The sequence below is a fragment of the Aliivibrio sp. SR45-2 genome (assembly GCF_963890165.1).
Classification (GTDB): domain Bacteria; phylum Pseudomonadota; class Gammaproteobacteria; order Enterobacterales; family Vibrionaceae; genus Aliivibrio; species Aliivibrio salmonicida.
On record NZ_CAWPRC010000022.1, the window covers coordinates 17,476 to 41,349 of the forward strand.

17 protein-coding genes and 1 pseudogene are annotated in these 23,874 nt (G+C 38.6%); 8 read left to right on the top strand and 10 right to left on the bottom strand.

Going from position 1 to position 23,874, the window contains the following annotated elements; genetic code table 11:
• From csy1 to AACV33_RS01015, 10 genes are all read right to left on the bottom strand, one after another.
• On the bottom strand, nucleotides 1-1,347 hold the full coding sequence (csy1, locus tag AACV33_RS00970) for a type I-F CRISPR-associated protein Csy1 (RefSeq protein WP_182699673.1): 1,347 nt from the start codon (nucleotides 1,345-1,347) through the stop codon (nucleotides 1-3).
• 226 nt (nucleotides 1,348-1,573) lie between these two features.
• Nucleotides 1,574-4,975 (bottom strand): type I-F CRISPR-associated helicase Cas3f, encoded by a 3,402-nt coding sequence (gene cas3f, locus AACV33_RS00975; protein WP_182699674.1) that lies wholly within the window; start codon nucleotides 4,973-4,975, stop codon nucleotides 1,574-1,576.
• On the bottom strand, nucleotides 4,972-5,967 hold the full coding sequence (gene cas1f / locus AACV33_RS00980; protein WP_182699675.1) for a type I-F CRISPR-associated endonuclease Cas1f: 996 nt from the start codon (nucleotides 5,965-5,967) through the stop codon (nucleotides 4,972-4,974). The genes cas3f and cas1f overlap by 4 nt, the downstream gene beginning before the upstream one ends.
• Nucleotides 5,968-6,295: 328 nt before the next feature.
• The gene (locus AACV33_RS00985) at nucleotides 6,296-11,125 is read right to left on the bottom strand and encodes an RHS repeat domain-containing protein (RefSeq protein ID WP_182699676.1); all 4,830 of its coding nucleotides are present in this window, start codon (nucleotides 11,123-11,125) and stop codon (nucleotides 6,296-6,298) included.
• Between the two features lie 101 nt (nucleotides 11,126-11,226).
• Entirely contained in the window at nucleotides 11,227-12,342 is a 1,116-nt protein-coding gene (locus AACV33_RS00990) for a hypothetical protein (protein ID WP_182699677.1), read from the bottom strand.
• A gap of 795 nt (nucleotides 12,343-13,137) precedes the next feature.
• Nucleotides 13,138-13,599 carry a hypothetical protein gene (locus AACV33_RS00995; RefSeq protein ID WP_182699679.1) on the bottom strand — a complete coding sequence of 154 codons (462 nt, stop codon included), beginning with the start codon at nucleotides 13,597-13,599 and terminating at the stop codon, nucleotides 13,138-13,140.
• A 17-nt stretch (nucleotides 13,600-13,616) separates the two neighbouring features.
• A complete protein-coding gene (locus AACV33_RS01000) occupies nucleotides 13,617-14,060 on the bottom strand; it encodes a hypothetical protein (protein WP_182699680.1) in 444 nt (147 codons plus the stop codon).
• 66 nt (nucleotides 14,061-14,126) lie between these two features.
• Complete coding sequence (locus tag AACV33_RS01005; protein ID WP_182699681.1) at nucleotides 14,127-14,588, bottom strand: hypothetical protein; 462 nt, start codon at nucleotides 14,586-14,588, stop codon at nucleotides 14,127-14,129.
• Nucleotides 14,585-15,049: a hypothetical protein gene (locus AACV33_RS01010; RefSeq protein ID WP_182699682.1), complete on the bottom strand. Its 465-nt coding sequence runs from the start codon at nucleotides 15,047-15,049 to the stop codon at nucleotides 14,585-14,587. The genes AACV33_RS01005 and AACV33_RS01010 overlap by 4 nt, the downstream gene beginning before the upstream one ends.
• Nucleotides 15,049-16,029: an OmpA family protein gene (locus tag AACV33_RS01015; protein WP_182699683.1), complete on the bottom strand. Its 981-nt coding sequence runs from the start codon at nucleotides 16,027-16,029 to the stop codon at nucleotides 15,049-15,051. The genes AACV33_RS01010 and AACV33_RS01015 overlap by 1 nt, the downstream gene beginning before the upstream one ends.
• A gap of 859 nt (nucleotides 16,030-16,888) precedes the next feature.
• On the opposite strand from AACV33_RS01015, the pseudogene AACV33_RS01020 reads away from it, so the two are divergent.
• From AACV33_RS01020 to AACV33_RS01055, 8 genes and pseudogenes are all read left to right on the top strand, one after another.
• Nucleotides 16,889-17,065: pseudogene (locus tag AACV33_RS01020) on the top strand (IS91 family transposase); the annotation flags it as partial.
• A gap of 65 nt (nucleotides 17,066-17,130) precedes the next feature.
• A complete protein-coding gene (locus AACV33_RS01025; protein ID WP_182699684.1) occupies nucleotides 17,131-17,871 on the top strand; it encodes an IS6 family transposase in 741 nt (246 codons plus the stop codon).
• A gap of 179 nt (nucleotides 17,872-18,050) precedes the next feature.
• Entirely contained in the window at nucleotides 18,051-18,860 is an 810-nt protein-coding gene (locus AACV33_RS01030) for a tyrosine-type recombinase/integrase (protein WP_182699685.1), read from the top strand.
• 465 nt (nucleotides 18,861-19,325) lie between these two features.
• Nucleotides 19,326-20,501 carry a DUF3440 domain-containing protein gene (locus AACV33_RS01035; protein ID WP_182699686.1) on the top strand — a complete coding sequence of 392 codons (1,176 nt, stop codon included), beginning with the start codon at nucleotides 19,326-19,328 and terminating at the stop codon, nucleotides 20,499-20,501.
• Nucleotides 20,502-20,510: 9 nt separating this feature from the next.
• Nucleotides 20,511-21,134: a ParB N-terminal domain-containing protein gene (locus tag AACV33_RS01040; RefSeq protein ID WP_182699687.1), complete on the top strand. Its 624-nt coding sequence runs from the start codon at nucleotides 20,511-20,513 to the stop codon at nucleotides 21,132-21,134.
• A gap of 277 nt (nucleotides 21,135-21,411) precedes the next feature.
• Nucleotides 21,412-21,624, top strand: a complete 213-nt coding sequence (locus AACV33_RS01045; protein ID WP_220488565.1) for a hypothetical protein — start codon at nucleotides 21,412-21,414, stop codon at nucleotides 21,622-21,624.
• Between the two features lie 7 nt (nucleotides 21,625-21,631).
• Entirely contained in the window at nucleotides 21,632-22,000 is a 369-nt protein-coding gene (locus tag AACV33_RS01050; protein WP_182699688.1) for a hypothetical protein, read from the top strand.
• A gap of 21 nt (nucleotides 22,001-22,021) precedes the next feature.
• The gene (locus AACV33_RS01055) at nucleotides 22,022-23,869 is read left to right on the top strand and encodes a methyl-accepting chemotaxis protein (protein WP_182699689.1); all 1,848 of its coding nucleotides are present in this window, start codon (nucleotides 22,022-22,024) and stop codon (nucleotides 23,867-23,869) included.
• Nucleotides 23,870-23,874 lie beyond the last annotated feature (5 nt).

Genomic DNA, 23,874 nt, shown 5'->3' on the forward strand with positions numbered 1-23,874 from the left:
TTACAACTCCCTTAATTTTGGTGTCGAACGTTCAAAGTGCTTTAGCTGATGTAAAAACAGCTTTGAAAAATAAGCATGTTCAATATCACTCAAAATATATTTCTCTTTATTACCCTTTAATTTATGAGTTAACCAACCTGCAAAATCAGTAGCGATAAGAGTTAACCAATCGCCTTTTTTACGACTCTGTTGAAAGGTTTCATCGCTGTTATAAACATCTAGCCACAATGCATGATTGGGCTTCATTTTACATTCATCACTATTTGACCAACCTGCATCATCTGTCATCATTTGAATGACAGCTACATGATTTAATACTGTGTCTATTATTGGTAAAAGATAGGCATTATCTCGCTGACGACGTACATGTACATTGCGATCATCTTCTCTTAGGTTTTCAAGAAACAATCGAAAGTCACGTGTCAATGATGCCGTTTTGAAACTTAACTCACGACCAAATAGACTTGAACTACTGACTGGCGGCGAAGCGATACGCTTCCAATTCGGTGGCGCGCAATGTAATAAAAAGGTTTGTCCATGACGTTCATTATTTAATTGCGAAATATTCTGAGGTTTAGAACCACCAAAATTTTGCACAGCAAGATTAAGGAAACGTTCATCCAGATTTTCATGATACTTATCTGCTTTTCTTGCATCACGGATCTCTTTTGAATCGCCATATCGAGTTCGTCTTACTTCATGATATAACTCATGCGCTAGGGATGATGAAAAAAGAGGGCATAACAGATGATATTCAACTGACGTTTTATCTTCGCCAATTAAAGGAAAATACAATTGCTTACTTAAAGTATGACTAGATAGCTTTGTATCACCAAGGGCTTGTTCAAAACCAGATTTCCACTCTTGTAACTGCTCCTCATCGCTAGCAAGAGGACCCAATGCATTAATGTGACCTTGCTGTAATTGAGTAATTAAGCTTTCACCATCACACTCTAGCTTGAGTAATCTTGCAACGTCTAAAGCGGCGGCATTACCTACTGCATCAATTGCTTTCTTAGTTAAAGATGCTGTCACCAAATAGTTTGAATCATTCCACTGTTCGGTCACCAGCATACTACTGGCTTTGGCATCACTGTGAGTAAACTTTGCTGCATGGGTAGCAAGACTTGTCTGTTTTGCTCGTTTTGCTGCATCAGAAAGCCAAACATCAGGGACAAATGATGCTTCTATCGGTGCAGCTGCTTCTGCATAAGTAGCTTTCGCCTCAGTAATTTCAATAAGGTCTTCACTTTTATCTAAGACATTATTTAATGCCTTTTGTAATGGTTCTAGCTTTGTTTCTTTTCGTTGCTGAATATAATCAACAATGGTATTTAATAATGTCATTCCATCAACCTTTTAGAACATTGCTTATGTATCAATTGACTTAAGTTTGGCACCGTCAATAAAAATGATCAACCTAAATGTTATTATTAATTAAATTTATTTTTTAGAGCGTGACATAGCCGTCACTATTCATTAAAATTCACTGACTACTGATAATAGGTAGCTTAGAAATAAATTTTATTCTTAATACTTTAACTACCGTACAGGTAGAGTGTTCAATACATTTTTATGCATTGAACACACCCAACTGCTCATTCCAACTCCAAGTAAGCACCTGGTCTTCTTTTGCTGCTCTTAAGCTAATACCGCCAAAATATTGCCCAGTACTTTCTACTATTTGTTCTAACTGTTCTGCTAAATTGATATAGATGGTTTCTGCATCGGTATTCATCCACCAATAATTACCTTCTGATAACTCAATGCTTTGTGTCACTACTCTATGATTTTGTGGCGTAAATACCCATTTCTTTTGCGTTGTGTCTTTTTGATGCCAACCTAAATCGTCCCACTCATCGGTTTTACACAAAATGAATTCTTCTTGCGAGTCTGATTTTCTGAACCTAGTTTGGTTGATAAACTCACCATTCCAATCAGCATGATAGTTATCTTTCCACCATAACAACGCTTCTTTAGCACTTTGATAATAAGTAACTTTCTGTCCTTGTTTATTTGGAGATTCAGGCAGACCAAGAGCTAGCTTTAATGCTCTATGCTCTTGAATTACAAATGAGTTAACCCCAAGAGCCACTGCTTGTCCCTCAGATAATTTAATCTCTTTTTTTGTTATCTTGGGCTGCTCAATCCGTGAAATTGCAGAGATATTTTCTAACTCACCATTTAATAGTTCATTCAAATCATGAGTCGACAAAGGCAAATATTTACTTTCAAAACCCGGTTTACAGTAAGCTGGGGTATCACCTCTTAATGCTCTGATATTTTTATTCAATACCATTAAATTACTGCTGCTCGGCTCTTGTTGGCGATGACGTTGAATACGGCCAGCTAATTGAATTAATGCTCGTAATGAACTTGGCTCTGCAATTCCCCAGTCATAATCGTGATCTCGCCCAACTTCGACAACCGAAGTGCCAACCACAACAAATATATTATTGGTCGTCGTAGTCGTGTTTAATGCTGCAATTATTTCTGGTTGTTGCCAAAGTTGCGCTTCGTCATATCGAGTCAACGTGTTGTCTAAACGATTCTCTTTGTGAGATCTCACTGCTAATGGAAACTGTGAGTGGTATACACAAAAGTGAAGACTGTAGTCATCTTGTGGCGACATTTCTGACAGGCATTTCATCACATTAATCATTGGGTCAATATTCGCCATTCGCACAACACCACAAGAGACTTTTCGTCCTGAACGGTGCTTTACATGGTGGCGATCGTGTAATTGATGGATCTGGCTATGAATGGTTGTCGCTACCGACTGATAAATATGATCATCGTCTTTCTTGCCACTTAACTCATCATCAAGATGAACGGTGACTAATTCTCCTTTACGCAGTACTTTTTTATTTTCATTCAGTTTCTTAATGCGTTTCTGAACAAATATATCGTTCTCTTCTGTAAATACATCCGCAGTTTTTATCTCGGCGACATGACTTTTATTCTCATCAAACCATCCACACACCACACTTTTTTGATGCCCTTCGGGAAAGTTTGCTTCATTAAAGTGCTTTCTTCCTTCTAAATAGGCGTGATATAACGCACTGATTAATGACGGAGGTAAGGTTGCAGAAGACAATAAAACACGAGAACCTAGCATTCCTGCCCAATTAACCAATCGACATAATGCAGGTAAGTCTTCTAGGCCAAAATCATCAGGCTCATCCAAAATCAGATCTGAGGTTAATAAACGCAGCATAGGTGCAATTTGTTTACCTCCACGCAGGCTTTCAGTTGCAGGCATTAAGTGATCAATGGTGCTAACCACTACAGGCGCACTCACTAGTTGCTCTAACTTAGGGTTGCCTTTTAACCAATGCTTTAAACGTCCATCATAAATTTGACCATCATAACTAATGAAAAGTTGCTCAAAAAAGTCGTCGCTTGATTCGCTGCCAGAACTCGGTTTCTCTTTATTTGATTCTTTATTTACTTGATGCAACGTTTTAACCGCTTGCGAGCCAATTAATACCGCCAGTTCATCGTCACCTAACTTTAGTAAATCACGGTAACTGTCGCCTGTTTGTAATGTTAAAGTTCTTAAGCCTACAGCGACAGAGAAGCGACATCCTTCTCTTTCATCAGCAAGTGCATACATAATTCGAGCATTGGCAATGGTTTTACCACAACCTGTTGAGGCCATATTGATCCCAAAGAAGCCCTGCTTTTCACTTAATCGAGCATACTCTTTAGCTGCTTTATAAGCTTTATCTTGCCATGCAAATTTTTTAGGTGCATTACGGCTGAATAATTTATGCTGCCCAATAGCTGGCAATGCGTATTTCAATGCAGGTAAATTTAACGCAAAATGCATGGCATTATGAGCGACACCTATATTATGCTCATCCAATTGCTGTTTAAACACCGCTTGCCCTTCAAGCTGAGTCGCACTCCTATCGGTATTGGCTTTCGGTAAGTAACCTTTATCTCGCCACTCTAATTGAGAGCGGTCAGCTTCTAAAGAGGAATAATAATGGTCAGATAGCATTAAAGACAAACGTGATAAATGGGCAACAAAACGTTGTTTTAACCATGCTTGGCCATCATTTAATTTTGAATTCTTTAATGTTCGATACGCCAATTTAGACGCTTGTTTTTGCCATGTTTTACTAATAAACGGAGTACCTTGGCTGAAAGTCCAATTACTATTGATTATCTTAAGGTCAATCTGATCTAAGTGTTCCGCATTACTTGAATTCCAATCACAATTAAAAACGTGAGTTAGCCACATTGACATTTTTTCGTTATCTACATTTTTTGTCTGTTCTGTTTGAGGTCTCGGTAAGCGGTGGTGAGATACAATCAACCAAGCGATTAATGTTGCAAATGGGGCTAGCGCTTTAAATGGAGAAAGTGAACCAGTACGATGATCATAATGCAGACCCGTTAATACTGAACATTCAATAAGTTCGCCATTTTCTGAGCGATTAATTTCACTTAATTCAGATAGCCATTTTTGATCTGCCTTTCCTTTTACAAATGCCTCAAATAAGCGTAAAGAGATCCACTCATGTCGATAAGGCTCTCCTTTTGCTCCACTTGTTCCCCGTAACTTTGCTTGAAATAAATCATTAGCTTTACCAAAATCATGAAACAAGCCTGCAATACTGGTTGCATTCGCGATCACTTCTAGCTTATCCCAACCATTTTCCCACTCTTTATGATCAAAGTTTAAACCGGTTCGATTCACTGGCACTACGCCCTCGGCATTAAACTTTAAGCGATTTCCTACCACCCATAAAAACTGGCTGCGAGATCGTGAACGTATCCAATGGCAACTGACCGCGGTGCTTTTACTGGCGGTTTGTCGCAGCATTTTCTTTACGGTTAATAGACCATCTTCGGTAATAATGGTCTGCCATGTGTTATCACCAATGCGGTTAGCAAAAGCATCTAATACTCTACGTGTTTTTTTTAAGGCATTTTTCTCACACTGGGAAACAAAAGTAACCATCATCGAGCTTGCTCTCCATCATCGACCAACTTAGGTTGTTTATACGACAAGGCCACCTCTTTCACTGTATCAAACATAAAATCCAATACTTTATGATCGGTAAACGCTTGTAGCACTTGCTGACGGAACTCTTGTTCAGTATCGTTTTCTTTGGCGCAAATAAATGCCCAAGGCAGCACTATGGTGTCTTTAATCAAGTCCGCGACATCAAAAACTAGAGCTCCTCGTCGGGTTTTTCCATGCATTAAAGCAAAACCATGCGGGATACCTAATACCCATAATGTCGTTGCTGCCAAGCCATACGCCAAATAGTTACCGTGGTTCAAAAAGTCATTGGCTTTATCGGTTGATTGATGTTGTCTTTTAAAGTCTTGTAACTGGACATTGTTAGCGGCAAATTTATATAAATACTTCGTCAACTGCGCCTCTGTTAACAATAAATCACTCTGCTTTGTTGCTGCTTCTGTACGTTCTTCAAACCGTTCAAACGCTACTTGTAGCCCAGTATCTTTTACATTAAATCCTTCTTGCTTTAACTCTCTATCTTTTCCCCAGATCTTTTGTAAAAATATTAGTCTTTCTTGTTGGAAAGCCTTTGCCGCTGCCAAACGTTTTTCGTCGTCAAACCAAAATGACATCCAACCTTGTAAATATTCTGTTGGGCGATATTCACTCTGCGGTGTAAACCATTCAATCGGCTGCTCTGCATCATTAGCCATGTAAAGCGGTGTTCCTCCACCTCCACTAAAACCAACTAAAACCCCCGCTTGAGCCAACATTCTCATCGCGGCTTGAGTAATAGACGTGCCATTACCTAAGAGTAGAACCGTTGTATTGGCTATTGGGATATTAAAGTATTGGTTTTCATTCTTGGCTTCTGTTAAATACAAAACACGACCGTCTTTTTGCATGACTCGGCAATATTCTAGATAAAACATATTTGCACGTTTAGAATGCAGTATGCTTTTAAGATCGGAAGAAGAAAAATTGTCCATATTGCCTTTAATCTCAAAAATTTGAAAAATAAGGGCAATGTTATGCCAAAGAGGTATTTATTGAAAATACAAGTTGTGAACTATTCAGTATTTATGGAATTAATATGTTTAGATACGTAGAGTCGACTGCAATTTGGCAGCCCTTCTCATTCTGGTTACGTTAAATTGCGTGACTCTGTAACAAAAAAGGTCGCTAATTAAATTTAGGCGACCTTTACTGTGATTCTTACTACGGATGTTATGTTAATACCTTATGTGTTTAAGTTTTTATCTACGTTTGCGCTCTGTTCGTTTTGCAATCATCCAGCGCTTTGTTAATTGCTCTCATTTATTTTCTTCTGAAACATTTTAAAAAACCAAAACGTTTATTTTTAACGCTTTTAGGGCTTAGATTTTGCAATCGTTCCAAGTCATTTGCCGATAATAACTCTAAAGGGTGTTTGAGTCGCTCTGACCAGAATTCATGAAAATCGTCCATTTGGGTACCTTGCTCGGCTAACTGCCATCTGACCTGTTGATTCGCTGTACTTTGGGATAAAATTACTTCAGCCATATAGCTGGAATTCATCGATTTAAAGTGAATAGTGTTTATTTCCTCAACATCACTACCCCTGACATACGCAGCTAAAATTTTTGGATTACCTCCGTAATTTTTTGCAGCAGCATCAGCATAGTATGACGCGTTTCCCGACGAATTCGTAATATATATTTTTGTATTAGCTTCACTCCTGATGAGAGCATTTGCTCCTTGCTCGCTAGATCCATGAAAACCAATAAGCCGCATCTCGGAACTACTTTCTCTTTCCCTCAGTTCTACCGCCTCCACTGTTCGGTTACGCCTATCTCTTCTGCGCAGTTTGGAAGACGCTCCTCCCATAGCTACTACTGATGTTAGTCCTAGTATACCCGCTACCACCCCTGCCACCTTCGCACCCTCTGCATTTTCCGAAGCCGCCATGCCTGCACTTGCCGTCACGGCACTAATTTCTGCCACACCCATCATCACCTCTACTCCGGAGGCTCCGCCGGTCGGCGCCATCAGTATCAGCCCAGTAACAATACCCAGTATGTTACCCAGTATGTTACCCAGCGCCGCACCAACACCCATCATGCCACTCGGGTCCGCATAATTCACCGAATCTCCGTGGCAATATCTGTACGGGTTCATGTCTCCACCTGACAGCGCCGATAACGGGTCCTGCGATGTAAAACATCCCAGCGAAGGCTGGTACAGACGTACCCCTTGGCCCAGCATATATCCGCCGCTCACAGTGTCCTTCAGTTCCCCATTGTAACCAAACAAACTGTCGTTTCCGTAATCTTCCCCCCCTGGAGTGTATGTATGCAGATCTGTCTTCGTATTCCGGCTGGTCGCCACCACGCTTCCCTGCCTGTCTGTCGCATACATCTGCGTTTCAGCTCCGACACTGGCCGTTATTACTCCGCCATGGCGGACAAACCTTGTGGCTGTCCCGTTCTCTTCAATACTGTGTACCCGTTGCCCGAGGTAACGGAAGTTACGCTCTCCCACGCGCAATTGTCGTCCGAACGTGTCATATCGGTACACCACACCATTCACCGAACTTACCTGCCCCCGGACGCTATAAGTCAGCGTTTTCTCATTACCCGGTTTGTTGATTGACGTCATATTCCCTTCTGCGTCATAGTCAAATCTGACCGCCTCCGGGTAGCCGTTCTCGCCTTCCGTCAGCGTGTGATTTATGGTCGTCAGCTGTTGTCCTAGGTAGCTGTACGTTCCCGTATCCTGCTCCCCGTTCGGGAACATTGTGACCAACGAGTTTAAATTATCCAGACCGTCATAACTGAACAGCAGACCAATAATACCTCGTCCGTCTTCATCGCGGGGTAACAGCCCTTCTGCATACCCAGATTCCACCGCATAACGGTGCAGGCGGCCCCGCTTGTCATAATCATATGTTTCAGCTATCTGCTCATCCCCCGTTCGGGTTGTCCGCTTGACCAGCCGGTTTTCCTCGTCATACACATACTTATGCTCCAGCCAACTCCCGCGCTGCAGGAACTCTGTTTTCCGCGTTGTCTCCCGTGAAAAAACATCATAGGTCAGTCGCGTGCCCTGAATCATCACCCCGTTTTCTTCCACAAAAACTGCACAGACCCGATTTAAGGCATCATATTCCGTGTGTGTCGTGAACGCGCCGCTCGTTGAATGACTCAGTCGTCCATATTTGTCAAAGGTCTGGCTCTGTGTACCATCAGGTGTAGACTCTTCCAGAGGAATACCTTGTAGGGTATTCCGGAGCACATCAACACTGTACACTTGCTCCCCGGAGGTCTGTACTGTCCGAACCACCATTCCCGTGGCATCATACTGATACTGATAACTGCCGTTATCACAGACCGCTGACTGTAGAAGTCCTTTAGGTGTATCCGGTTGTTGTGCGTAGCTGAACGTCACTGTCTCTTCAGGCTCTTCGTTGTCCCCCACATATGCTGTCACGCCCGTAGACATATCCAGCTCCGGCAGATAACCAAAATCAAGCCGATTACCGTTTCCCGTAATGCAACCGCTGGGGGTGCTGGCAAACTGTTCAAACAGATACTGACGGCGATTTCCTCCGACTTCTGAAGCACTCAGGCGGCCCAGGTCATCAAACGTCCGAGAGCCCAGACTGTTCAGGGTCTCTCCCCTTTTCGCCGTCAGTGAGGAAGGACTCTTGATGATAGGAAATGTCTGTGGATATTCCGCCCGAATTTCAACGCCATCACTGACGCTGTACGACAAAACGCGATCAACGTCATCATAGAGGTTGATGAATGTCTGGTTTTTCAGGGGAGAGATAAATGTTTTCAACCGGTTAAAGCCGTCATATGTTTTCGTCCATTCACTGTACGGCTCGTTTTCACTGGTGCTGCGGAGTTCCTGTTTTACAACAAAACGTGCTTCGCTTTCCACCTGACCGGAAGCATTCCACGTCCGGCGGACCGACGCAGTTCGGGTTCCATCTTCTCCCTGCAGGTATTCCGTGACACTCAACGACAGAGGATCTAGATGGCGTACAAGGGTCGGGCCACTGTTATCAATTTCCCGGGTAATTTCCCCCCAGGCACCGTACTGGTAATCCCGTTGTCGGTGTATCTGGGGTGTATTATCCGGCACAATACCCACTTCATAGTCATAAGAGGATTCGCTGATTTTTCTGCCCTGAGCGTCATACGTTATCTCAGAAATTTTATGCATAGCGCCATTGTTGTCTGAACGATAAACAGCCAACTCTTTTTGTTCGTGGTTGAAATATTCTTTAACGATACCACTTTCAGAAAAAATGGTGACGCAATTGCTTCCCTGCGATTCTAGGCACTCTGCAGATGTTTCAGGATAAGTATATTCCGCCGTAATAATGGACTCATATACGCTCCCCGCGGCCTGCTTCACTGCCGTGCAGCGTCCCAGCACATCGTAACTGTACTCCGTTCTGACACCCTCGAGTGATGTCTGCGCCAGCACCTCACCAGTCCAGTATTCTGTTTCTTCTTCCTGCGTCACCACTGAACCACCGCATCCTGTCAGGGTGGTTTTTGTAACATAACTGTTTCCCTGCCCCGGCAGATACTCCATTGAAGTCACTGTATCCTGCCCGGCGTACGTTTGCGTCGTACTCTTCACCTCTCCGGCATACGGCCCCTCATCAAAATACTTCCGGGATTCCATGTATCCGTGATAGGATAGAGTGTCAGGAGCCACAGGACTGAAAGCCCCGTATCCGCCGGGAAGGGCTTTATAGGTGTACAGGGATGTCCTGGTTTCATTATCCAGAGAAACAACGGTATCTAATTTTTTATAGGCGACCATGCCGAACGGATGGGGGGGACATAACAGTGTGTTGTTCTCGTCTTTTTCACCGGAGGCAGAATAATACACTGATTGCCGGGTGATACCGCTGATGTCTACTTTCTCTTCCAGATTTCCCCACAGGTCAAACTGATATTTTTCTTCAAAAATTGTAGAGGCTTTATCACCCACATAGAAGACCACCGTTTTTTGTGCGGCAAGCTCATACCGAGCATCCAGTGCCGGATCCGACAGGGGTATACTGGCATCTCCATAATATTCATAATTGACAACATACCGGTTCCCGGTGGGGATGTGGGTATCTGTACGCTCTGTCAGTGAATGAAATTTGTTATAACGGTATGTGCTGCGATGCTCTCCACTTGTGGTCGTTACTGTGTATTCATATGCTTCAGCCAGCTCTGCAAGATTGTCCTGAGGTAACGCCCAGTCCACGGACGTATTGTTGCCCCAGTAGTTATTCGCATCCAGAGCGATTTCCTCAAACAGAACCTCAATGTCTGGTTGAAGAGAGGAGAGGCTTTTTTTATAGGAGGACATGGCCGGAATATCGGCGTATAACGCCCCGGCTGGTAACGGCATCCGGTGTCCGTACGTTACCCATTCTGCGGCACCGGTCGGATAGTTCACCTGACTGACGAACTGTAGACCAGTATCAAAATCCTCAAAATACTGAAAATCAATTTTTGCACCATCAGGCTGAGTCACGGACATCAGCATCTGTGCAGACAGTTCCAGCGAGATGGTTTCTTCCTGTTCGCCGCCCGGAAGGTAAGTAAACGTCACCTGCGGGTCCGTGTAATCCACCGCCAGCAGACAGTTATCCTGCTCATCGTAAACCCGATCCAACGTTGCGGGCGTGGTCAGGTTGTATTCAAACCGGAGGAACCGGCCGGATTTATCTACCAGGCGTTTCTGATAAGCGTCACCATAGCGGGTATCAATTTCCAGCTCTTCGATGCTGCCATCTTTGTAATAGATAACGATTAAACCATCCTGTCGGGCCACCCTGATATCATTTAATTTATGTGATAACTGCCAGTTATTGTCATCAAAATCATCCAGTACGATATAGGTTTTATTACGCAGGGTCAGCTGTCGGCTCTGACTCTGGTATGATGATAATGACAGTCCCCATCCTTTTCCGAGTCGCGCATTATCCGATGCGGAATTCATCGGGGAAAACATAAGGGATACATCAGCACAGGGGTTAAGACCGTACTGGCTGTTCAGACTGAATAATGCATGACTGAAGCTGAATATTCCGGTCTGGGGGTCTGGTTGCCCCATGGCTATATTGGTATTATTAAATGCGGATGAATACATACGAAAGCCTCTCTTTTTTTAGATGAAGTGGGGCGTATTTCTTCGTAAAACAGAGCCCCACGGATTAACTATACGGGTGAAAACATCATGTTCCGTCGGCGTTATGCTTTTTCCACTTTGGTGACAGCCCAGTCTCCCCACCAGTTATCATCATTCCAGTTAATGGTAATTTTCATTTTGTTTCCGAAGTTATCCGTCAGCGTGTGTTCATTATCTTCGAAGCTTAATTCAACACAACCATAGTTAACATATTCGCAACGCTGCATCTCGAGCTTTTTCTTTGATAACTTCACCATAGGGATGCCGCCGTCCAGATAGATTTGTTTTACAACGTTTACATCTAGACCCTTGGTGTCCATCCAAGTACCTGACGTAGTTCCTGTATAAACAGTAGCGGCATGACTGGCAGGAAAATTCGAATTGCCATGAATATGGTAATCACCCGTAACTTCATTCCGGGCATCCCCTGTTTCGGAGGTCTGGAGGACATCATTTCCCCTGACATACGAATAATCAGGGGCATATGCCACCTCATAAATGCCAGCGCCAGGAATCCCGTTTCCGGGCATCAGAAACACTCCGCCCTTATGTCCCGGCCAGGAGTGAATCATTGACATGACAGTAAGATAATAACCGGGCTTGGGCGGTTCATGCGTAAAAGCTACACCCAATGGTTCCCAGTGGGTGAGATGATGATTTGTGGGAAAGTCAATATACAGCTTACGCAGATTGGCTCCATCGTAATGATTGCCTGTGTCTTCGATTTTGAGCTTAAATCCTGATGGTTCAAAATCGATAACGCTGACAGTAATGGCTTCAGCTTGTGAAATGCTCACACCACCATATGACGCCAGCACGCTTGTTGTCGTTGCAGAGGTAGGGACTGTAAAATAAACTGGTGCTCTGGTGGTACTGTATGTCTTGTTGTTATTTTCAGATGATAATATTTCTTTTTGCTCTGAAGACGCCACGTCATGACCATACGGGCCTGCCTCACCCCCCATGTGCGTCCAGACAGACATATCCCCGGCCTGGCCGTGGTAAATCGTGAGATTCTTCTGCACATCGCTAATGGCGTCACTTTCAGACACATCCTGGTACTGAATTTCAGCCCAGATCGCCAGCCGCATGATGCCATTGTTATAGACGGTACAGGATTTTTCTATTCCAGTACTTCCGTACTGATGAGTGTAGATATTAAGTAATTTAATGGCCATAACGAATATTCCCCTTATGATTAGATTAACCTCCAGATAAAAAATAGAGGCTTTGTTGCTGAATTTAGTTTATGAGCGGACGCTAACTAAATCGCGGGATCTTTAAACAATATGCGGTTCCGTCGCAAGTAGATGTAGTGACGCGACAGAACCTTTATTTTCAATAGTATCACTATCAATGATTTCCTTTACATGTACATGCTTAAACATTTTCAATGTTTAAGATACAAACAATTAACAATAACCCTCAGGGTTATAAATAAATTAAAGGCATCATTGCAAATTATAATTAATAAGCCCTATATTGAACTGACACCCAATTATTGGGGGTCAGTTCGATATAGGGCTTATCAAAAGATGAAACTGAGCGAGCTCAGAAAAAATTAATTCATTATTTATCGAGATAATATATCAATTGCTACATAGACTTCACGATTAACTCCTATTTAGTTATTCACCTAATATTAACGTTGGATTTTCAATACAGAACACACTTTTATGTGATATGTACCTTCTAGTGTTATTGTGCACACTTTTTTATGAGAGCTTCCAACTGGGGTCTTTATTTTCAAAGGAATAACAAATACCTCATTGGGTTCAAGTAAAATTTTTCCAACTGATTTTTCATTAACAAAGACCTCGAACGTAGTGGGGCTTGATGCTGAATTTTTTACAGGAAAATCGACATCAGTCATATCACTGTAAGCAATAATGTTTTTTTTCGCAGTTGTTATTAAATGTTGGTTTGCTTGAGTTGAAAAAGAAAAACATAATGAAAATATAAATATAAATAACCTAATCACACTCGATTCCTACTGTTAGATCAACTTCGGGCTTACTAACCATTAAATCTTCAGCATTGTATTGCATTGTTAAACTTACCTCGTTATCACCTAACGGTATTGTGTAATAATTAGTATCGTCACCATCTATATCTAAACTCAATGGTTTTAGGTGAAATATAAAACTATCTAAACGATAACTACCACAGAGCTCACCACCATAATTAACTGGGTAATTCATGCATACTGTATTTATCCTGAAATTAATTTTAGGATACTTACCTGAATTGTTTTCCACTTTAAATTTTAAAGACTCACCGGGAATATCTAAAAATCCAAGTACGGCCTCATTACCGTCATAAAATGTCGCTCCGCATACTTGTCGTATTGTTTTTTGAAATGGTATTGATTTGTTGATCATAGAAGAAGCATTAAATGTTATTAATAAACCAAAAAACAATAGCAATAATCGCATATTATCATCTCTTTAAATTAAGGGCATTTTATATGTAACTGGGTTGTTATTTCCATTACCCCTGAAGGTAAATCTTGACTACTTTTAGTTGTACTAGCTTCAATAAAGTGAGTTTCCCCAGCCGTAATAGGAATTGCTATGGAGGCATCGTTATTTGTAAACTCTTCTCCAGTTTCCAATGTATATATTATGTCTTCTTTTTCTAAAAATGAAGAGGGGGAAATAGTAAAAGTACTAATAGACATCTTCACTGAATAAAAGCCGTTATAATTCACTACAAAGCTTACTTTATCTGTCATACTTCCACTGTCTGAAAATTTAATTCCCCCTGTTGCATCATTCACAGTCAATCCACACACAGGTTGAATTTCTCCGCGAAATATTAATCCGTTAAGGTTATCCGCAGCAAATGATGAAGCAGAAAAAATAAGCATAACTAATACAAAAACAATATTCTTCATTGTCGTTATCTCAGAGTTATATTTGTGTATGTAACCGCAATCTACAACACGCATTTATGTGTAAAATTAACTACAATTAAGTTCAAGTAAGGGCGTAATCTCAACCTTTGAATTTGCTTCAAATTCTCCAATATCTTTGTTAGTTACTTTAGCTCTTATAATGTATTCACCTCTTTGAATTGAAAACGAAGCGCTTCCTCCTGTCACATTTGAGAGTGACGCGCCTGTAACCGATTCAAATGAATACTCAATAGTAGTATCTGTGTTACCAAGCAAATCTGTAATAGATTGTTCTGGAATGGTAAGGGTTAAAGCACCTATTGAGTTGCCTATAATTTTTAAATTCACACCACCTTTTTGGTTTGGTTCGTCAGCAAATTGAAGTCCACCATCACCCGTTGCAGTAATTCCGCACTTAGCGGGAATAGTTTCAGTAAAATGAACTATTGCTGAAGCTGAATCTGCTGCAAAAGCAGAAATGGGGGCGAGGCTTAATAATATAATTAATATGCTCTCTTTCATTTTCATTGTTCGATAAACTCCATATTATTTCGGTTAAGAATTCTTTCTTTTTCAGACTTTATTTTTAACATTTCAAGCTCATGCTTTGCCGCATTTAGTTCATTTTCTCGACGTTTAGTTTCTAGTTCCATTTTATATAAAACAGAGCAATCAATTCGTTCGGTTCCACCAAATTGATAAGTCAATCCAGCATATACCCCTTTGTCGCCTTCGGACGTTGAATTAATATTCCATAGACCATTTTGATAATTAGAATCTAAATTCCCATTTTTACCATAACCATTTTCACCATAAACCCCTATTTGAGCGGTAATACCTGTCGCAACGGCAGATTCACAAGTAGTACCATCTGACAACCTAAATTTATCAGTTCCCGATGGGTTTGATATATTTGGTATCATTGTTGCGTACGAGGAAATAGGAGACAGTAAGTAGAAAACTGGCAACAAGAAATCGGACATCTTCATTACTTTATTCCGTTATATTTAATAGGTTTGTCCGTCGACTTAAAATAAATTTCGACTCGACGATTCATTGCTCTTCCTTCTTTCGATTTATTATCAATCTCTGGATAATTTTCACCATTGCCTAAAACAGTGATTTGTGTAGGACTAATTCCTGAATTTATAAAGTAATTAGCAACTGCTAAAGCTCTTTCTTTAGAGAGCTTAATATTATAAGAACTACTTCCTGAACTATCTGAATAACCGATAATCTGTAAAGTATCCAATGGGTTATTATTACGTTTCATTTTTTCTACTATTTTTATCATTTCTTTCGAAACATGAAGTTCTTTCGAATTAAAGGCAAAGATAACACTACTTTCTAAATATATAGAATTTGTAGAAATTAAAGAAAAAGGAGGTGAGTCTACTTTATTACCAACGTTAGGCTCTTTTTTGAAGTAATAGGTTAAACCTATAAAAGTAGAATAAAGATCAGCTCGTTTATCACCATTACCGATGCCATTAATAAATTGATATTCACCTTTTACTGCCCAGTTAGTTGAAAATCGATACTCAGAGCCAAAACCAATGGCCGGTTTAAATTGAGATTTAGAATAAAAAGAAGCATTATCATATAAATAACTAACTCCTACTTTCAAATAAGTAGATAAATTGTCAGTCCACAAATATGGCGTTTTCACACTAAACTGAATATCTCTAAATTCACTATGATTCCAATTTGTCTTTACTATTCCATAGTCATTCACCGCACCTTCAAAAGAAATCCATGGAGCCAATGTATATCCCCCATAAATTCCGTAATTAAAAGATGTTTCATCACACATCATAAATATATCGGAGCAAGCATCATTATAATAACTGGCACCTAAAGCAGTACCAAAATAAAAATCCTTTGTATATAAATTAGATGCATAAATATTAAAACATCTAAATGTAGCTAATAAATAACACATATACATTAGTATTCGATGGCCATTCATTATTACAATTCCTTTCTCTAATCATCCCCATAAGCCCATAAGGTTGACATAACCGTTACTGAGATAGTATTACTCTAGCCAAATAATCAAGTCATAGATAGCATCTATTTTCAATGAAACCCGACATTAGTAGTCCATATATATTCCATATTTCCAGTTATAAATGAGACATGCTTTATAAATATTTTCACATTCTTTTGTTGCTGCATAAACTGTTTGATTCAATAGTATTTTAGGCATAATGATTTCTTGTAAGTGTCTTAGAAAAGACAATCTCATTTTTGTTTCTAATATTAACGATATCTATTTTTAAGAGAGGTAAGTTAAAGATGTAAAAGTTCGCCCAAATAAAATTAAGTTATTCAGGTGGTTTTTAATAATCTAAAATGAGTCGAAATAACCTGTTTCTATTTAACAAATGCATAAGATTGTAATCTACCGAGCAATATGCATATTTTTTAATAACTTAATCGATCGGGGCACATTTACATTTTGTTACTTTATTTAACTTGATAATAAATATTTGTTTATTCCTTTGCAACTCCCCCCTTCTAGGTTCATACCTTTTATTAAACAAAATTTATGCATTTGTTAAATAAACGATGCTTAAATCACCTTTATTTATAATGAAAACCAAATAAACCAATCGACTACCATTTACATCATGAGTCAATAGCGTGTTTTTTTGCGGTCTATGTAGTAATTAATATATTATCTCGATAAATAATGAATTAATTTTTTCTGAGCTCGCTCAGTTTCACCATGATCAAAGGTTTGTTGGAACAATAGGCGCTTACGGCGCAAGTCAAAAGGAGTCAACCTCTTCCATTGTTGCTAATAAATCGTTTATCCTATCGTCATGCACGCATATAAGCCCCTGAAACAATTATTTAATAGTCAAAATAACTGGTTTAAATTTCTTTATAATAACAAAGCTAACCTAAGAGCGCTCGTGATTGAAAATGCCACAAAGATGCTGTCCTGTGGCATGAAAACCACAGAGCGATGGATACAAAAGCAACAACATGTCTTCCCGAGTTTGTTGCAAAAAATTCAGTTTAACGTCAAGATCCCACAATCTTTCATATCATTTTGTAGCTAATGATCAATTCTGAATTTAAATGGAAACACTTTGCACCAGAAATAATTCTTTGGTGTTTACGTTGGTATGGTTCAACACCAATGAGTTACGCAAATCTCAGTGATATGCTCGCAGAGCGAGGCATATCGGTTAATCGCTCCACTATTTACCGTTGGTTTATTGAATATTCCCCTAAATTACGAAAAAAGTTACGCCGCAATTATCAATTCATTAAAACCGACTCATCCTGGCAACTTGATGAAACTTACGTGAAAGTAAAGGGGAAATGGAACTATCTGTACCGAGCGATCAACAAGCAAGGGGAAACTTTAGACTTTTATTTCTCTCACAAGAGAAATAAAGAAGCAGCTTATCAATTCCTTAAACGTTGCTTGAGATATTATGACCAAGAACAACATCCCAAAACGTTAAACACAGATAAACATTCTTCATACGCGAATGCCATTGCACGATTAAAGGAAGAGGGACGACTCCGAGCTGATGTTAAGCAACGCCAAGTTAAAACTCTCAACAATGGTATTGAATCCGATCATGCCCCCATTAAGAAATTGGTTGTGGCCACTAATGGTTTCAAATTGAGGAAGCGAGCTTGGTCAACGATCCAAGGATTTGAATCTTTACGAATGTTTAATAAGGGACAATTTGATTTCTGGTTACGTAATGATAAACGTGAAACCGTAGTACGGGAGAGATCCGCCTTCCTCAATCGCTTATTCAATATTGAGGTCGTTTTTCAATAATAATGAGTTAATTATAAGGCTTATTTATCAACTCAGATTAGTTGCAATAGACCCATAAAGAGAGAAGATAGTCCCATAATTGCATCAAGAAGTAGATTCTTTTTTTTATTGGACGCCTTTACAATTAGTTCTCAGCTACTATAAGCGATTCTGCTCATAAATCTAAAGGAGACTATTATATGGCTTACGTAGAACCAATAAAAAAACGAAAGCAACTTAAGCTTGTAGAAAAATATCTAAAAGACCATCACGACCCTGCCTTTCTTCTTATTTGGAAAATAGGTATAGAAAGTGGGCTTCGCATCAGTGACATTCTTAGGTTACGTTATCGCGATATCAATTTAACTAATGGTCGATGTCAAATTATAGAGAGCAAAGGGACACTTGCTCGAGAAACCAAAGCTAAATATAAAGTATTAAAACAAGTAAAAGAAGAACTATTACTTCATTACCAATCCAAAGGGTTAATTAAAAAAATGGGATGCATATACCTTACCCCATCGAATAAGATTATGTCATTCATACCAAAATCTTGGCAACTAAGCGTGAATGCAAGATTAATCTCCGCAACGAAGGCTGCGCTTCCTGTAACGAAAGAATTTTACTTAAGTTCCTCTGTTATGACGATAATAAAAGAGCGTCAGCGGCAATATAGAAACCTACAATGTGATTCTATCTTTAGTCGAAAAACTCTTTCCAGTAATCGTGCAAAAAAGCAAGAAGGGATATTAACCAGACAAGCATGCTGGCATGTTTTTTCTAAATTAACGACGGTACTAAAAAAAACAGGTGTTGATGTCAAAGTTGGATGCCACACTTTAAGAAAAAGCTTTGCTCGGCACTTATATTTCGCTACAGGAAAAGATATTAGTTTGTTAATGACGATGATTGGACACCAATCAGAGCGAATGAGTTTACGCTATATAGGGCTCTCAAAAGATGAAACTGAGCGAGCTCAGAAAAAATTAATTCATTATTTATCGAGATAATATATTAATTGCCACATAGACCGCAAAAAAACACGCTATTGATTCATGATGCAAATGGTAGTCGATTGGTTTGTTTGGTTTTCATTATAAATAAAGGGAGTTTAAGCATCGTCTATTTAACAAATGCATAAGATTGTAACCTACCGTACAATATGCATATTTTTCAATAAGTTAATTGACTCGAACACATTTTGTTACTTTATTTAACTTGATAATAAATATTTGTTTATCCCTTTGCAACCCCCCCCCTTCTAGGTTCATACCTTTTATTAAACAAATTTATGCATTTGTTAAATAGAAACAGGTTATTTCGACTCATTTTAGATTATTAAAAACCACCTGAATAACTTAATTTTATTTGGGCGAACTTTTACATCTTTAACTTATCTCCCTTAAAAATAGATATCGTTAATATTAGAAACAAAAATGAGATTGTCTTTTCTAAGACACTTACAAGAAATCATTATGCCTAAAATATTATTGAATCAAACAGTTTATGCAGCAGCAAAAGAGAGGATAAACAATATATTAAATGATTTTCCTTACTTTTATGTTTCATTATCAGGTGGAAAGGACTCTGGCGTTCTTCTTAACTTAGTAATCGAAGAAGCAAAAAATCAAAATAGATTACCTATTGATGTCCTTATTATTGATATGGAAGCTCAATTTCATCACACCATCTCTTATATACAGCATTGTGTTGAACGTGAAGAGGTAAATGCCTATTGGATATGTCTTCCCTTAAGCTTAAGGAATGCAAGCTCTCAATTGCAACCTAAATGGACATGCTGGGACAAAGAAGTATCCCACTGGGTTAGACCTCTCCCTTCTCATCCATCCGTAATTAGTGAGCATACTTATTTTGATTTCTATAATTATGCAATGGAATTTGAAGATTTTGTTGCAGGATTCAATCAATGGTTTCAAGAAAAAAAAGGAGGGCTTTGTGCGGCTTTTATTGGCATTCGAGCTGATGAATCACTATATCGTTATAACACCATAAAAAACACCCAAAAGTCCCACTTCAAAGATTTTTTATGGACAACAAAAGAATGTGAAAATGTTTATAAAGCATATCCCATTTATGACTGGAAATCAGAAGATATATGGATTGCTAATGGCAGGTTTCATTGGAAATACAATGCTATCTATGACTTGATGCATTTGGCTGGAGTAACGTTATCTCAGCAACGGTTATGTCAACCTTATGGGGATGATCAGAAAAAGGGGTTGTGGTTATTTCACGTTTTAGAGCCAAAGACATGGGAAAAAATCGTATCTCGAGTTGAAGGTTGTCAGTTTGGTGCTAAATACAGCAAAAAACAAGGGCATATTATTGGTTATTATAAATTTGATTTACCTACTGGGCATACTTACCGTAGTTATAGTCGTTTTTTATTAAATTCGATGCCAAGGGATTTATCGAACCATTATAAAACTAAGATCATTAAGTTTATTTTATGGTGGAGAAAGCAAGGTTGTCATCATATTCCTGATTTCTCTAATAAAAAATTGGAAGCCCAAAAAAAAGTACCTAGTTGGAGGCGGATATGTAAGGTCTTGATTAGAAATGACTATTGGTGTCGTGGGCTTTCATTTTGCCAAACTAAAAAATACAACAAAATTGACGATAAAAGTTGAGATATTAATATGAAATTAGTTGAAAGTCGTATCTCAGAACTGTTTGATTCCTTCACTTCTGAGTTTTCTCGTATTGAAGATAAGATCACCATTTATAATAACATTAATAATCACCTATACCATTTTTTAGGGATAACTCATCCCGTTTTAAATATTCAGTTATTACCGTCAAGCAAAGTGAATGCTAATAATTATAATCCTAATGTAGTGGCGAGCCCTGAATATAAATTATTAAAACATTCAATAATGTCAGATGGATTGACTTTGCCCATCGTCGTAGGGGCAAGTCACATCAATAATGAGCATGTAATTATTGATGGTTTCCATCGAAGTAAGATAATAAAAGAAACCACGGAAATAAATTCATCATTATATGATTACATTCCAACTGTATCTTTAAATAAAGAATATGAAGAGAGAATGACATCAACAGTCAGGCATAATGCGGCAAGAGGGATACATCAAGTAGAGTTAACATCCGAATTAGTTCGTAAGTTGAAAGAGTCTAACTGGGAAGATGAAAAAATAGCAAAAGAAATAGGGATGGATATGGATGAGGTATTACGGTTAAAACAAGTTACTGGATTAGCTAATATATTTTCTGATGCTGAATTCTCAACAGCATGGAAATAAAATATTCATCATTTAAAGATCTATCAGATATGGATAATTTAAGACAAAGAGTTTACACGAGATTTTATAAATCACTTAACGCTTGCGGGCATTTATCTTTAGAATCAATAGTTTGTAGCTATCACCTGTATGGGGGCGGGTGCCATCACAATTTAAATTTTAAAGTAAGACGAAACATGGTGGTTAATGAAGATTTTATTATATGCATAACAAAAGAAAGCTTTCCGTCAGAATTTAATGCAAAGAAAAACATTTCAAAACATATTAAGGGTTAAATATGTCAAAAGAAAAAGAAAAAGAAAAAGAAATTAAAACTTTGATAGCTAGTACATACCAATCATTTGTTGATATGTGCATAAATGATATGGTCAAAGGTTACAAAATACATTGCACATTCCCATTAATGACTTATGAAATAGATAGTTTAGAACGGTTATTTTATGAGAGTGGCGGGTTAGAAATGACGGTAAGTAAAATTCATAAAAAATAAGTAAATCATGTTGTATATTGAAAATATAAATAATTTCAAAATTAATTATTCTGGAAATGTAGATGTTACATCTAAGGAATACAATTTAATATCAGGAAAGAATAAGAGTGCTTATAATTTATCTGACTTCATTGTGTCTTATTTTTCATACTCTAAAAAATACCAACTAATTACTATTGCACTCGAAAATAATATTGAATTAAATCCTATTGATTTTAAAAATGAAGAGATATGTTTTTTAAAAACAAATATAACAATTAAATATTGTTTAGCTATAAGGAAAGTAATCTGTATTTATTTTGATAATGACAGTAAAAATATTTCAGCAAAACTACATAACTTTGAGTTTAGTATCGATTTTATAAACTCATTTTAAGAAACATTAAGGAATAATTGTGTGAAAAATAAAATACTGAAAGTTTTCTTATTACTATTTTCTATTGTTGGGTTACTTACAATAAGTCTAAATTATTACGTGCTATCAAGCGATCGCACCTTGGATATGCAAAAGTTAGCAGATAAAACATGGACGAACGAAGCTAATGAGTTCTTAGATACTCTTATGCGACTATCACATAAAACAGCTGAAATGGCGGTACTATTATCAGTAGAAGGTACAGATAAAAACGAATTATTTAATCGCCTTACTCATGTTACAAAACTTAGTACTTCAATCATTGATGCTTATTATGCCAACTTCGATGGAGAAACGATAAGCGCACAAGAAGGTGGAGAAATTGAAGGTTATAACGCTCGTAATTTAAGTAAAGAATGGTTTTTGCCTGTTATTTCAGGCATTGAAAAGGTGCATATATCTAACGCTACAGTCAATCTTTCTGGTGACTTCATGGTTACAATATCGGCACCAGTGATTGATGTCGATGGGAGAATTATTGGTGTTTATGCGATGGATGTCGATCTTGGTAATAATATTCCCAAGTCCTCGGTTGAGTTCGCAATAACAAATCCCGCAGGTCTTGTTATCACTGCACCTCACAACCCTGAATGGGTTGCAAAATCAATATATGAAGAGCGCCCTGTATTGAAAGGGGCTAACGATAAACTTCAGACTTATATTTCAAACGGCGAAGAATTCGCGGTTATCACTAAGGCGATTAACGATAAATTTTCACTGTTTGTTTTTTTACCGCAAAGTGACGATGTTGCCGAAATGCATTCGTTGTTGTTCTTGTTTTCTGGTTCATTGATTGCTCTCGCTCTTATTGTCATTTTTGGTTTGACCATCATTCTTAAGCGAGAGTTGAGTGAGTTACCGTCAATAGTAAATATCATTGAGAAAATGGCACTCGGTAACTTTAAGTCGTTTGAGGTTAAAAGAAGTAACAATGAATTAGATATGATCGCTGATTCATTAAAAAAAATGCAATCCAATACTGCAAAAGCGATGAGCGAAACAAGCATTGCGGTTGGTAATCTACTTGAGAACCAAGGTGTCATTAGTTCTAAAATGGCGACAGTTTCAGAACAAGTTAGCTATGAGCTTTCATCAGCTGAACAGGTAGCGACAGCGGCTACTGAAATGTCAGTTGCTGCTAATGAAGTTGCTCGAAATGCAGTGGAAGCAGAAGAGTCAATCTTAAATTCTAAAACGCTGATTGATAATGGATGTAAGAAGCTTGTTGAATCAGACAAAGTATCTGAAGAGATTAGTACATCACTAAAAGAAACAAAAGATACCGTGATGAACCTTAATATGTACTCTCAAGAGATAAGCTCTGTATTAGAGATCATTAACTCAATCTCTGAGCAAACCAATCTACTAGCTTTAAATGCGGCCATTGAAGCGGCAAGAGCAGGCGAACAAGGTCGAGGCTTTGCGGTAGTAGCTGATGAGGTTCGAGCGTTAGCAAGCAAAACTCAAGATTCAACAGTATCTATTCAAAGTATCATTCAAAAACTTCAATCTGAATCAAAAACCGCTTCAAACTTGATGGAAGATAATACGACATTGATTCAAAACTCATTGTCGATTTCGCATGAGTTGAATGTCGCTTTTGCAACGATCTCTGAGCAAGTTGATGCCGTATCAAACATTAATTCATTAGTAACGACAGCATCAAGCGAACAAACGAGTGTAACGGCTGATATATCAACTCAGGTCAATAGCATGAATGAGATGATACAAAGTAATCAAGATGAGTTTGGACAAGTAAGCAGTGCAACAGAAAGTAGTAAAGAATACCTAGAAGGGATTAATGAGGTCGTGTCTTTCTTTAAATACTAATTAAT